Origin of the sequence: Neobacillus drentensis NBRC 102427 (assembly GCF_001591445.1) — a bacterium.
Classification (GTDB): domain Bacteria; phylum Bacillota; class Bacilli; order Bacillales; family Cytobacillaceae; genus Neobacillus; species Neobacillus drentensis.
This window is the reverse complement of sequence record NZ_BCUX01000022.1, coordinates 89246-102774: the sequence shown is the minus strand read 5'-3', so window position 1 is coordinate 102774 and position 13529 is coordinate 89246. Positions and strand designations below refer to the sequence as shown.

Here is a 13529-nt window from a genome sequence, read left to right as displayed (position 1 = left end):
ACGCAGTTTGGCGGAATAACTCCAATAGTTGGCGGAATCCCGGCCCAAGTTGGCGGAATCCATACGCAGTTTGGCGGAATAACTCCAATAGTTGGCGGAATTCCGCCCCAACTAAGCGGAAGCCCTCCCCAATTCTGCAAATCTCTCTCCCCGACTCAACCGAATCCCCAAACTTGCAACGATAGTAAAGACAACAAATCGTCACATATCCACAAAAAATATAATAAACTTCGACAAATAAGCAGGGATTTTTACAAACCTTGTAGAAATTTCCCCAAAAAGTATAAGGAGTGATAAATAAAATGATTATGAAAAAATTAACCCCTCCCCAAAGACTATTCCTAACCCAAATCCTAAAAACAAGACTAATCATCGGCCATAGCAAATATAAAGAAATAGAAAAAGACCTCGCCAAACGCTGGGCAGGGTACCGGGGTGAAATGGCATTAGCTAATTACGTAAAAGAGCTGCCAAAAGAGAAGTACCTCATCTTCCACGACCTCCAACTTCAATTCAACGGTATTCATTTCCAAATCGACACACTTCTCCTTTCGCTAAGTTACATTCTAATCATCGAGGCCAAAAACATCGCTGGTACACTGACATTCGATAATACCTTTAAGCAACTTATTCGAAACCATGACGACGGAACAGAGGAATCTTTTGAGGACCCGCGCGTTCAATGCCAACGACTCCAATCCCTCATGCGCAACTGGCTGATTAAAAACCACTGCAATGTGCTCCCAGTAGATACCCTTATTTTTTTCAAAAGCACCAGTACGATCTTGAAAACCAATTCCGGAGATAAAACCGACTTGACCAAAATATGTAAGGGAAGAGATGTGTTTAATAAAATTGAAGCAGTCGAACAACACTACTTTCAAGAAAAAATAAATACCGAGACATTGACCAAAATTGGTAACCTGCTCGTAAGTCAACACAGCCCGAAACCAATCAATATCTTAAAAGAATACACTCTTACCGAAAAAGATATCCGGAACGGTGTTTGCTGCCCAAATGAAAATTGTAACTATATCCCGATGAATTACAAAAGAGGGAATTGGAACTGCCCCGCCTGCTTAACAATCTCAAAAGATGCCATCCTAATAACCCTCAATCACTATTTCTACCTTTACAAACCAACAGTTACCAATCTAGAATTAAGGAATTTTTTACTTCTTCCAACCGCGGATACCACTCAAAAAGTTGTTCACAGATTAAACCTGCAAACAACAGGGAATACAAAAAATCGTCTCTATTATCTAAACCCGGAGAAGGTGCCCTCATGCGTTTTGTCATTAAAAACAATGTCTTAATTCCCGGTAGCAACACAGACGGAAACTCACTCCCAATCTCAGACATTCCAAGCATCCCGCAGCCGCCACAAAACCCGAATTTCCCATACAACAATGATCTTCAGCTCCTTCTCACAGGCAAACAACTTCTCTTAGAAGATATCCCAATTGCTTTCCAAGAAGTACAATCCCATTACGAAAATGGCTATATCACCTACCGCAAAGGAATCCACTACGAAGGGAAAAAGCCCGTTTGCACCCGGTGCGGAAATAAGGATCCACACCATTTTGCGTCCTACCCATGCTCCCGTTGCGGCGAAACCTGTCTCTATTGCCGCCGGTGCATCATGATGGGGCGAATCAGTGAATGTACACCACTCATCGGTTGGAATGGCCCGGTGCCTGACACCATTCTTCCATCAAAAATCAAACAATGGCAGGGGACGCTTTCCGAAGGGCAGCAGGTAGCGTCTGACCACGTGACAACAGCCATTCAACAGAATCAAGAACACTTAGTTTGGGCTGTGTGCGGGGCAGGGAAAACGGAGGTCTTGTTCGCTGGAATTGAAGCCGCACTCGCTGCTAAAAAAAGAATCTGTATCGCCACTCCAAGAACGGATGTTGTCTTAGAACTCACCCCTAGGCTAAAAGCTGCCTTCCCGGAAATAAAGGTCGCTTCCCTTTACGGCGGAAGTGAGGACAGACATCTGTATGCCCCGCTCACGATTGCAACCACCCACCAGCTGCTTCGCTTCTACCATGCCTTTGATGCGATTATTTTAGATGAGGTTGATGCATTTCCCTATACAGTCGAGGAATCCCTCCAGTATGCAGCCGTCCAAGCGCGAAAGCCGAACTCCGCCATGATTTACCTGACGGCGACACCCAATCAAAAGTGGCAAAGGGAATGCTGGACAGGGAAACGAGCGTTTACAACCATCCCGGCTCGTTTCCATCGCCATCCACTCCCAGTTCCCAAATTTGAATGGTGTGGAAACTGGCAAAAACAGCTGCAAAAAAGTAAACTCCCGCCAAATGTCCTCCGCTGGATAACGGCGCGGATCCAATCGAACAAACAAGCCTTAGTCTTTTTTCCACATATCCCATTAATGGAAAAAGCTCTTCCTATTCTGCGTCAATTGGACCCAACGATAGAATCTGTCCACGCCGAAGACCCTAACCGCAAAGAAAAGGTGCAACAAATGCGTTCGAAAGGGATCCCGCTACTGTTAACGACGACCATTCTCGAACGAGGAGTAACTTTTCCTAATATCGATGTGGCTGTGGTTGGGGCTGAGGATGCCATTTTTACAGAAAGTGCCCTCGTCCAAATTGCCGGAAGAGCTGGACGGAGCAAGGATCATCCTGACGGCGTTGTGACCTATTTTCATTATGGAAAAACCGAAGAGATGGTAAAGGCAAGAAAGCAAATTGTCTTGATGAACCGGGAAGGGATCAAAAGGGGCTTGCTCGATGATAAAAAGTAGAGAGGAGCTTTAATAATGGATTTCTCTATGCAAAATCGCTGTTTAAACTGTTATGAGTTCATCCTCCCTAACATTGGCTGGCGAGCTATATTCTCCGTAGAAAAAGAACAGCTTATTTGCCAGACATGCGAAGGAAAGCTAGAAAGGATCGAAGGTGAGCAATGTCGTATATGCAGCCGGCCGTTTCAAAACATAGACGAGAAATTTCGCAGAGGTGATTTGTGCCATGATTGTTTTCGTTGGGAGGAAGACCCAGAATGGCACGGATACCTTGAGAGAAACTATTCCCTATTCCTCTACAATGATTTTTTAAAAGAAATCATTGCTAAGTTTAAATTTCGAGGTGATTATGTACTAGCGAAGATATTTTCGGAATTTCTTAAAAAGAGGCTGACCGAAATCACTCCCGACATATTTGTACCCATTCCGTTAAGCAAAGAACGGCTTTATGAACGTGGCTTTAATCAAGCTTCCGCCATCCTATTAGAAGCAGGCTATCAACCCAATCATCTCCTCAGCCGAATTCATTCAGAAAAGCAATCGAAGAAATCAAGGTCAGAACGGATTCACCTTCCGCAAGTATTTCAGTTCCTTCCTGATATTCAGCTAGCAGGAAAGAAAGTCGTTCTGGTTGATGATATCTACACAACCGGCTCAACACTACGGCATGCAGCAAAACTATTAAAGGAGGCCGGTGCAGCCAGTGTTCAATCGCTGACACTTGCCCGATAGCACTTCTAGGATTTAACCTATTCTGAGGGCTTTTTACTGGCAAGTTGTCTCCCTAAAGATTACAATGAAATTGAATATCTATTCATTTTAGTAAAAATTACCTTATGGTGTCAAAGGCAGGGCAGAACATTGTCACTATATCCCCTTTGTTTTTGTCAATAAATCGACAAAATTTTTGTTCTGATTTAGCAGGAGATTCATAGGGTAAAATAGAAATGTTATTACATAGCCTTAACTAAAGGAGGAGTCCACTAATGAAATATAACGTTCGTGGTGAAAACATCGAGGTTACTCCAGCAATTAGAGAGTATGTAGAGAAGAAAATCGCAAAATTGGAACGCTATTTTACAGAAGCACCTGATGCAAAGGTAAATGTGAATCTAAGATTCAATCAAGATAAAACTTCTAAAGTAGAAGTGACTATCCCGCTTCCGCAACTTGTCCTTCGTGCAGAAGAAACAAATGTTGATATGTATGCTGGGATTGACTTGATTACTGATAAACTAGAGCGCCAAATACGCAAACACAAAACAAAGGTTAACCGTAAATTCCGTGAAAAAGGCGATTTTCCTGTTACATTTACCACCACTGAAAACACAGAAGTAAATGAATTAGACGAAGATGAATTAGAATTAGTTCGTACCAAGCGTTTTGACTTAAAACCAATGGACAGTGAAGAAGCAATCCTGCAAATGAACATGCTGGGCCACAGCTTCTATGTATTTACGAATGCAGACACACACCGTACTAATGTTGTTTATAAGCGCAGAGATGGCCGCTATGGTTTAATCGAAGCACAATAAGGAATATGAGAAAAACGAGCGCTGCTCCTTCATGGGGCAGCGTTTTTGAGCTAAGCTAACCTTTAGAAGAAAGTGAAAATATTAGCTCACTAGTTTTTTAAATCCTCCACACATCTATTTTTCCACGATTAAGTTGTTAGCAGAAGAAATGTTTACCTTATTAAGGGAAAACTACATAAATTCTAGCCTCCTTTTATATAAAAAAGTTATCCCCTTGTGGATATCTACCAAAACTAGGTACATATCTACAAATTTTGAATAGATATCTACAGATTTTCAGAAGATATCCACAATTCCTACAACTTATCTACATATCCACTTAATCCATACCTAAAACGGCAAAAAGAGCCAGCGACCACAATCGCTGGCTCTCACTAAACAACTTTATTTCCCTGCCCCGCAGCAGTTCTTATATTTTTTGCCGCTGCCGCAGATACATGGATCGTTACGGCCGATGTCAATTTGCTTTACTTTCGGCTTTTTCTTAACGGGTTCGCCTTCTTCTTTTGGATTCACCGCTTGGCCTTTGGCTACTTCTTGACGCTCAAGGTTATTGCGGATTTCTGCTTTCATGATATACATGGCCGCTTCGTCCTCGATCGAATGAATCATCACCTCAAACATCGCAAAGCCTTCATGCTGGTATTCACGAAGCGGGTCAATTTGTCCGTAAGCACGTAAATGGATTCCTTGACGAAGCTGGTCCATCGCATCGATGTGATCAATCCACTTGGAGTCAACCGCACGGAGCGTAACAACCTTTTCAAATTCACGCATTTGCTCATGGGAGAGAATTTGTTCTTTCTCCTCGTAACGTTCTTTCACCTTTGCAAAAATGGCCTCAACAATTTCACCTGGATCTTTGTCCTTCAAATCTTCAGCTGTAATGTCACCCTCATGTAAAAGAGTGGCATGCACATAATCGACAATCGCTTGTAGATTCCATTCTTCCTCATCTTCATGGCGCGATGCATGGGCATTCACGTTGCGCTCTATGGAGTTCATGATCATCTTCTGAACGATTTCACGAAGGTTTTCCGATTCTAATACTTCATCACGCTGGGTGTAGATGATCTCACGCTGTTGGCGCAGAACATCATCATATTGCAAGAGCTGTTTCCGGGCATCAAAGTTATTACCCTCGACGCGTTTTTGTGCCGATTCAACCGCTCTAGACACCATTTTGCTCTGAATAGGCTGATTATCATCCATACCAAGACGTTCCATCATTGATTTCATATTGTCTGAACCGAAGCGGCGCATCAGTTCATCTTCCATTGATAAGTAGAACTGCGTAATACCTGGGTCCCCTTGACGTCCAGAACGTCCACGGAGCTGGTTATCAATCCGCCGGCTTTCGTGACGCTCAGTACCAATAACAGCAAGTCCGCCCAAATCAATGACACCCTCGCCAAGCTTAATGTCGGTACCACGACCGGCCATGTTTGTCGCAATCGTGACCGAACCCTGATGACCTGCTTCAGCAATAATCTCTGCTTCACGTTCATGGTTTTTTGCATTCAAGACATTGTGACGAATACCTTTTTTCAATAAATATTTGGAAATGAGCTCAGACGTTTCAATCGCAACCGTACCAACAAGTACGGGCTGTCCTTTTTGGTTACGCTCAGCGATATCCTCAACCACTGCACGGAACTTGCCGTCCATGGAAGAGTAGATTAAATCAGCTCGGTCATCACGGACGATCGGGCGATTGGTAGGAATCACGATAACATTCATATTATAAATGTTGCGGAATTCTTCCTCTTCCGTTTTCGCCGTACCAGTCATACCGGCTAATTTTTCATACATCCGGAAATAGTTTTGGAACGTAATCGTTGCCATCGTCATGCTTTCGTTTTGAACCTCGAGACCTTCTTTTGCCTCGATTGCTTGGTGCAAGCCTTCACTGTAGCGGCGCCCCTTCATCAAACGGCCTGTGAACTGGTCAACGATAACAATTTCACCGTCTTGAACGACATAATCGACATCGAGGTGCATGCTGACATTGGCTTTTAATGCCTGGTTGATATGATGGTTTAAGGTAACATGTGACATGTCAAAAAGGTTATCAATCCCGAAAGCCTTTTCCGCTTTACTGATCCCTTCTTCTGTCAGCATCACGCCCTTTGTTTTTTCATCGTAGGTATAATCTGTATCTTTTGCAAGCATACGAACGAAACCATTCGCTTGAATATAAAGGACAGCCGACTTTGCCGCTGAACCTGAAATAATTAAAGGTGTACGGGCTTCGTCAATTAAAATCGAGTCAACCTCGTCAATTACGCCAAAGAAAAGTGGGCGCTGAACCTTTTGTTCCTTATAGAGGACCATGTTATCGCGTAAATAATCGAAACCAAATTCATTATTCGTTCCATAGGTAATATCAGCCGCATAGGCTGCCTGCTTTTCTTCTTTATCCATGCTATTTAAATTCAAACCGACTGTTAATCCTAAGAATTGATACAACTGACCCATTTCCTCGGCGTCACGGCTTGCTAAGTATTCGTTGACTGTAACAACATGGACACCTTTACCGGAAAGAGCATTCAAATAAACGGGCATGGTTGCAGTTAACGTTTTACCTTCACCCGTTTTCATTTCCGAGATGTTCCCTTCGTGGAGAGAAATCCCCCCCATTAACTGTACATGATACGGATACAAACCAAGCACACGACGAGCGCCTTCACGGACAACGGCAAACGCTTCAACGAGTAAATCATCCAGTGTTTCCCCGTTTTGATAGCGAGCCTTAAACTCTTCCGTTTTCTCACGCAGTTGGTCATCGGTTAGCTTTTCGGTTTCTTGTGCCAGTGCGTCAATTTTTGTGGCCAGCTTATCTAACCGCTTCAGCTCACGCTTGTTCAGATCAAACACTTTATTTAAAATCCCCATCATTTGATGAACTCTCCTTTATATAGAGACAAATGCACTCTTTTTTAAAAAATCATAGTCAAAAATTTCATTAAATACCTTTCTTATCTTACCATTTCCTCCATACAGTGACAACAATGTTAGCGGAGAGCAAGATTTGTACAATTTACTATTATATATCTGACCAAATTAAATGCCGCTACTTGCTCAGAAAGATGTTCGTTTTTTTGTCAAATATGGCAGACCTATGACGTTGCCTTAATAATGAATCCCAACTAGAAGGACTTCCATTCAAATTCCAGTATTTTCGTATAAAGATAGAGTAACACTGTATATATATTCAAGTGTATACGGATTAAACAACATATCAATAGTGTTAAACGACTCTTGAGATAACAACGTTTTTAAGTTGTTTTAATGGGAAATGTCATACTTAATTTCCTTGAAAAAATATTCACAAATTGTACATTGGATTATACTCTTACAATGTTAGATACTACCTTTAGAGAGGTTAATATGGAAAATATATAGAGAAACAATCCAAAATGGGAAGGGTGAGTTAAGTGGCCATTTGGGGGAAAAAAAATAAAGATAAAGATCCCGAAAGTAGAGAAGATAGAAAAAAAGTTGGCCTGATTCGCGGATTATGGCAAAAGTTTAGAGGGATTGACTGGAAGAATCCAGTGAACAGGTGGAAATTGTTATTCGTTTCACTTGTTGGCTGTATTGTTGTTTTTGGTGGAGGCTATGGAGTTCTTACCATGACAAACTCTCCCACATTCTGTGCAAGCTGTCACGAAATGGCACCTGAGTACTCATCTTTCACAGCGAGTGCTCATAATCAGATATCATGTGTCCAGTGTCACATCAAGCCTGGTTTCAACAACATGATTACCCACAAAATGAAATCAGTTAAAGAAGTGTACTATCACGTAACGGGTGTTCCTGAACAAATCGTTCAAACCGAAGAAGAAGCCGTTTCAAACGAAAACTGTCTGCAATGTCACTCGAAGAACCGACTAGTTACCGCCTCTGGGGACTTAAAGGTTAACCATAAAGGCCATATCGAAAAAGAGATTCCTTGTATTACCTGTCACGCCGGTGTTGTCCACGCGAAGATGGCAACTCGCGGAATCAACGTTGAAGAAGTTCGCGGCAAATGGACAAAAGAATCCGCCCAAAAATTAATGGAAAAGAAATACTTGAGACCTAATATGGGTTCATGCATTGACTGCCATGACAAAGTAAATAATGGTGAAAAACCTTGGAAAGAAGCAGCCTACAACGTTCCTCCAAATCCGGAAGAACTTGAGAAAAAATTGGAAGAAAAATCAAAAGAAACAACAAAAGAAGCAACTCATGAAGGGAAAGCAGCTGAAGCAGTTGCTGTCGAACATGATCAAAAAACACAAGAAATCATTTTACAAGCAATTGGTAAACAAAAGAAAGACGTTAAGATTTCAATGGAATGTAAAACCTGCCACAAACAAACGGAAATTCCAAAAACACACAAAACTGTTAATTGGAGCAGTAATCATGGCGGCACCGCGGTTCAACAACTAGATAAGTGCGTGAACTGTCACCAAGATTCTAAGTGGGTTAGAGAAATTCCGAAAGAAGATATCATGTCCCTTCTTAAAATGGGCAATCAAAAAGTTAAATACACTCCAAACGTAACACTCGTAAAAGAACAAGCACGTACAAATAAATTCTGTAGCGCATGTCATGCTGATCGTCCTAAAGGACATGGTGAAAGTGACCAATGGTTAACAGCTCATGCTGGCAAAGCAAAAACTGCTGATCAGAAATCCGAATGTATGGTTTGTCATGATCGTGAAAAACCAAAAGCTGGCTCAACTGATGTAAAAGCTCCAACAGATGTTTATTGCCAATACTGTCACAGAACTGGCTTTAAAGATGATAAGAAAAACTAGTTAACTATTAATCTGGAGGGACGCTTTTATGGATGAGGAAAACAAACAAGACCTGTCGGCCCCTCCTCGTTATCGCTATAAGATAATTAAATTTATGACTTTAACTTTACTATTTTTAATCGTCTTCTTTTCACTCGGTGCTTTTGGGCTAGAAGCAACTTCTAGCTCAAAGTTTTGTTCATCCTGTCATGAGATGAAACCCGAGGTCTATACGTGGAAAGCTTCTACTCACAGTGAAGTCGATTGTGTTAATTGTCATATTGATCCAGGGCTAAAACAGATAGCGAAGGATAAAGCAGGCGGAGTAATAAAGGATTTAAGAAATGAAGAAGTCACTACGGCTGCAATCATTAGAATGCCAACCGAAATACCGGATAGTGCATGCGAAAAATGCCACAATATTTCAACACGTGAATTTTCACCATCTGGGGATATCATTATTCCCCATCAGCAGCATTCCGATAAAAAGATCAAATGTACACAATGCCACAGCAGTGTTGCCCACGGCAAAATTGCCGATCGAAATATGACCTTTAAAACCGACTATGATAAATGGGATAGTAAAGTTGGAAAAGCGGCGATGGCGGATTTGAAGTTCACACGCCCAACGATGGAAACATGTATGGATTGCCATATCTCAAGAAAGATTACAGTAGAATGCAGTGCCTGCCATACGACGGGGATGGTTCCGAAGAGCCATAAAAAAGCTGATTTTAAAACAAACACACACGGTCTCAAGGCAAAAACAGACTTAAAAGACTGTAATTCCTGCCATAAATATATGTCCACTGCAAAGCTTGAAGGGTATGAAGAAACTTCTACAATGGATAAATATTTGAACCAGTCTAGCAGTACAACAAACAAGAATGAACATACGTATGCAAAAGAAAATACCTTTTGCCAAGATTGCCATAAAACGCGCCCGACAAGCCATACCAAAACCTTTATCGGCAGTCATGGAGCACAAGCTAGTAAAAATGAAGAAAAATGCTATACCTGTCATGATCAAAATAGAACGAATACTGCAAGTGACAATACCGTTAATTGTTCATCTTGTCATCAGATGAAGCATCTTAACAAATGGCGCGAAGATCACCCTATTTCAGTTGGAAATATCAAAAAACCTGAAGAACGATGCTATACCTGCCATGTCAAACGAACCTGCACAAGCTGCCATAAAAACTAATCTTACTAGTCCAAGAACATTGGATTAGTAAAAAGTATTAAAGCTATAGAAAATTCTGAGTTAGAGCTTTTGTGGGTTTCAGTTTCAAAATAGATTCTCTATACCTACAGAAAATAACTGATGAATAATGAGGAGGATACTTATGGAGGCCCAAGATCTCCCGATTATAGAAAAGCCAGCTCAAACCAACGAAACCCGAACAAAGAAAAGGAATGATCGTTTTACTAAACTACAAGGATTGTCACTAATAATTGGTACGTTACTAGTCAGCTTGATTGGCGGTTATTTTATTAGTGACAAATACATTTGGACAAATGAAGGCCAAGGTAGAATAGATCAACAAGTAGCCTATTATGAAGGGCTGGTCAGTAAAGAGCCTAACAAACCTGAGCACCGTGTTAACCTGGGTTACTCCTATTACCTTAAAGGCGATAGTGAAGATGCAGTCAAACAATTGTTAGTGGCTATTGATTTAGATAAAAAGAATGTCAGTGCCTATTTTAATTTAGGACTTGTCTATAACCAAGAGAAGCGCTATGACGATGCTCTTAAGCAGTCTAAAAAAGCAGTTGACTTAGCCCCTAGAGATTATAAGGGCCATTTACTACAAGGAATGGTTTACCGAGAACTTAAGATGTATAAAGAAGCTTTGGTCTCTCTTAAAGAAGCGGATAAATTGATGCCTGTTAATAATGATATTATTTTTGAAATTGGAAGAGTGGCTGAAGACCAAGGAAAGACTAAAGATGCTGAGGAACTATACAAAAAAGCATTAAGTTACGATCCTCTATATAAACCAGCATCAGAAGCATTAACTAGATTAGCTTCAAATGATAAGGAAAATTAATAACAGGAGATGACTAGAATTGAAAAAGACAACTGTATATATATGGATGAGTACAATGGTTGTACTTTCCGTAGCCCTATTCTCAGGCATCACCTTTTTTGACCTAGCCCCAACGCTAAAGCCAATTGTGGCTGCAGCTAACCCAGCAGGAGGCGAACCTGAATTTAGACTGTCGATCTATGGCAGTTTCGAAGCGCCGCTAGATAAGCCAATGGATGTAACAAAGATTGGTGAAAATATTTATGTTACAGACACCAAGAATAACCAAATACAGGTTTTTGATCAATCTGGAAATACTGTATTGAAGTTCGGGAAAGAAGGAACGAAAAAAGGCGAATTCCAATTTCCGTACGGAATCGCAGGTGATCAAGCCGAAAATATCTATGTAGCTGATCTGTATAATGGCAACATTTCAATCTTTAGTTCAAAAGGGGAATTTATCAAATATTTCCCTGACAAGAATAAAGCGATTCAATCACCAGGCGGTCTGCGCATTTACGATGAGAAGCTATATGTTACAGATATTAAATCTAACAAGTTATTAGTCTTTAATTTAGAAGGCAAAAAGCTAATGGAAATCGGCGGTGCCGGTCAGGATGAAGGTAAGTTTATTGCTCCTAATGCGGTTGCAGTCGACCGAGATAAACAAATTTATGTCACTGACTCTGGAAATAACCGGGTCCAAGTTTTTGATGAAGCTGGTAAGTTCCTGAAAGTAATTAACGGTTCAAAAGATGGAAAAGGCGCACCACTGTTTGTAAATCCACGAGGAGTTGCTATTGATTCTAATGGTACCGTTTATGTTGTAAGCAACCTTTCTCATAACATTTATGCTTATGACAAAGATGGAAATGAAGTCAGGGTATTAGGTGGAATGGGAACTGATAATGGTAAGCTTTATCTCCCGAATGGACTATATATTGATGACCGAGATGCCATATTTGTAACAGATACAATCAATCAAAGAGTATCCGTGTTCTACTAATTTGTTTCTTCTTATAAGGGTGAGATTAGTAGATAACGTGCAGTTCTTGAATCTTCTTTAAGGGTGGTGATGCGAAGAAAAGATGGAGCTATCGCTTTAGAAGTCAAAAGAATACTAGAGAGAAAAAAGAGAGAAGAAATTTGGGAGGTTTTTAGAAATGAGCAAGATTAAAATTAGCTTTACAGCATTGTTAACGCTTATTATGTTAAGCATGTTTGCTGCCCTTGCTTCGGCTGCAGATTTTACTCCAACACCAGGCAATCCAGCACCAGGAATCAATGTTGGAACCATTGATAACAATGGCCAAGTGAACCAACACAGAACACATGGTAACTTCCAAAATAACACAAATTCTTGTGCAAACTGTCACAGCACCCATAATGGAGACAGTGCAACATTATTAAAGTTTGAAAAAACTGAATCTGATCTTTGCTTATCATGTCATGATGGTACTTTAGGCTTCTATAACGTAAAAGGCCAAGGTGCAGGTGCAGGTACATTCAATACAACACATGAAAGTGCTTCTATGCACAATGTGGGTACAGTAGAAATCGGTGCAGCTCCTGGTGCTTTGGACAATAAAAGTACAGAGGAATTACAATGCTCTAGCTGTCACAATCCACACGGATCGACTAACGATCGTTTACTAAACAATACTGTTGCTGGAGTATCTTATTCTACAACACCGATCAAACTTGCATTAACTGAGGATCCTGATTTTGCAGCTATCAATAACAGCTCTACAAACTCTGGATTAAAGATTTACAAATCAGTTGGCCCTAAAGATAATGCTGACAAAACAAACTATGCTAATTTCTGTTCTACATGTCATGATACTTATGATACAAGCAGCGGAAAGAAAACTGCTCTTGGTCACTACTCACATACAACAAACAGCAATTCACAAGGTAGAAACTGTGCAAGCTGTCACTATGCTCACGGAACTGACATTACGCTTCTAAAAGATGCTGCTGGTAAAACAGTTGCAGATTATATTAAGCCAGTTGCAGAAGGCGGCAAAGGCTGGACTGAAGCTACAGCTAATGCATACATGAAAGACGTAAGTGCTGGCGGTTCTCACAATAAGAAATACACTAACATGTCTGTATGTTGGACTTGTCACACATCAAGCCATCCACTTGATACTCCGATGCCTGACCAGGTTGGAGATCCAAACGCTGGTACTGGTGAATTGTGGAACTATGTATGGAGTTCAAGATATAACAAAAATATCCCTACATTCAATGAAAAAGCTAACATTAGATAAAAAGCCAACAAATAGCCCTACTATTTGTTAGGTCTTTAAAAGTAGAAATGGAAACAAGGTAGTAATATATTTTACTACCTTGTTTTCTATCAATATTATTTCAAAGAGAAAAAGAGAGA

At 40.8% G+C, this 13529-nt stretch carries 10 protein-coding genes; 9 read left to right on the top strand and 1 reads right to left on the bottom strand.

Going from position 1 to position 13529, the window contains the following annotated elements:
- Positions 1–302: 302 nt before the first annotated feature.
- The 4 genes from BDR01S_RS12640 (at position 303) to hpf (ending at position 4317) form a co-directional block, all read left to right on the top strand.
- Positions 303–1316 (top strand): nuclease-related domain-containing protein, encoded by a 1014-nt coding sequence (locus tag BDR01S_RS12640; protein WP_066258891.1) that lies wholly within the window; start codon positions 303–305, stop codon positions 1314–1316.
- Positions 1286–2782 carry an ATP-dependent helicase ComFA gene (locus tag BDR01S_RS12635; RefSeq protein ID WP_066258889.1) on the top strand — a complete coding sequence of 499 codons (1497 nt, stop codon included), beginning with the start codon at positions 1286–1288 and terminating at the stop codon, positions 2780–2782. Before BDR01S_RS12640 ends, BDR01S_RS12635 begins: the two co-directional genes overlap by 31 nt.
- Positions 2783–2809: 27 nt before the next feature.
- Positions 2810–3514 carry a ComFC family protein gene (locus tag BDR01S_RS12630; RefSeq protein WP_066260386.1) on the top strand — a complete coding sequence of 235 codons (705 nt, stop codon included), beginning with the start codon at positions 2810–2812 and terminating at the stop codon, positions 3512–3514.
- 254 nt (positions 3515–3768) lie between these two features.
- Positions 3769–4317 (top strand): ribosome hibernation-promoting factor, HPF/YfiA family, encoded by a 549-nt coding sequence (hpf, locus tag BDR01S_RS12625; RefSeq protein ID WP_066258887.1) that lies wholly within the window; start codon positions 3769–3771, stop codon positions 4315–4317.
- Between the two features lie 384 nt (positions 4318–4701).
- On the opposite strand, the gene secA is transcribed toward hpf, so the two are convergent.
- Entirely contained in the window at positions 4702–7215 is a 2514-nt protein-coding gene (gene secA, locus BDR01S_RS12620; RefSeq protein ID WP_066258885.1) for a preprotein translocase subunit SecA, read from the bottom strand.
- 539 nt (positions 7216–7754) lie between these two features.
- On the opposite strand from secA, the gene BDR01S_RS12615 reads away from it, so the two are divergent.
- The 5 genes from BDR01S_RS12615 to BDR01S_RS12595 all read left to right on the top strand — a co-directional run bounded on the left by BDR01S_RS12615 (position 7755) and on the right by BDR01S_RS12595 (position 13410).
- Entirely contained in the window at positions 7755–9125 is a 1371-nt protein-coding gene (locus BDR01S_RS12615) for a cytochrome c3 family protein (RefSeq protein WP_066258883.1), read from the top strand.
- A 28-nt stretch (positions 9126–9153) separates the two neighbouring features.
- A complete protein-coding gene (locus BDR01S_RS12610; RefSeq protein ID WP_066258881.1) occupies positions 9154–10311 on the top strand; it encodes a cytochrome c3 family protein in 1158 nt (385 codons plus the stop codon).
- A gap of 142 nt (positions 10312–10453) precedes the next feature.
- Positions 10454–11158 carry a tetratricopeptide repeat protein gene (locus BDR01S_RS12605; protein WP_066258879.1) on the top strand — a complete coding sequence of 235 codons (705 nt, stop codon included), beginning with the start codon at positions 10454–10456 and terminating at the stop codon, positions 11156–11158.
- A 19-nt stretch (positions 11159–11177) separates the two neighbouring features.
- Positions 11178–12143 (top strand): 6-bladed beta-propeller, encoded by a 966-nt coding sequence (locus tag BDR01S_RS12600; RefSeq protein WP_066258876.1) that lies wholly within the window; start codon positions 11178–11180, stop codon positions 12141–12143.
- Positions 12144–12300: 157 nt separating this feature from the next.
- Positions 12301–13410: a cytochrome c3 family protein gene (locus tag BDR01S_RS12595; RefSeq protein WP_066258875.1), complete on the top strand. Its 1110-nt coding sequence runs from the start codon at positions 12301–12303 to the stop codon at positions 13408–13410.
- Positions 13411–13529 lie beyond the last annotated feature (119 nt).

Bases quoted from the DNA above. Each gene is read 5' to 3' on its own strand.
- hpf (WP_066258887.1), top strand. From the start codon at position 3,769: ATGAAATATAACGTTCGTGGTGAAAACATCGAGGTTACTCCAGCAATT.
- BDR01S_RS12640 (WP_066258891.1), top strand. From the start codon at position 303: ATGATTATGAAAAAATTAACCCCTCCCCAAAGACTATTCCTAACCCAA.
- BDR01S_RS12635 (WP_066258889.1), top strand. From the start codon at position 1,286: ATGCGTTTTGTCATTAAAAACAATGTCTTAATTCCCGGTAGCAACACA.
- BDR01S_RS12630 (WP_066260386.1), top strand. From the start codon at position 2,810: ATGCAAAATCGCTGTTTAAACTGTTATGAGTTCATCCTCCCTAACATT.
- BDR01S_RS12595 (WP_066258875.1), top strand. From the start codon at position 12,301: ATGAGCAAGATTAAAATTAGCTTTACAGCATTGTTAACGCTTATTATG.
- BDR01S_RS12610 (WP_066258881.1), top strand. From the start codon at position 9,154: ATGGATGAGGAAAACAAACAAGACCTGTCGGCCCCTCCTCGTTATCGC.
- secA (WP_066258885.1), bottom strand. From the start codon at position 7,215: ATGATGGGGATTTTAAATAAAGTGTTTGATCTGAACAAGCGTGAGCTG.
- BDR01S_RS12605 (WP_066258879.1), top strand. From the start codon at position 10,454: ATGGAGGCCCAAGATCTCCCGATTATAGAAAAGCCAGCTCAAACCAAC.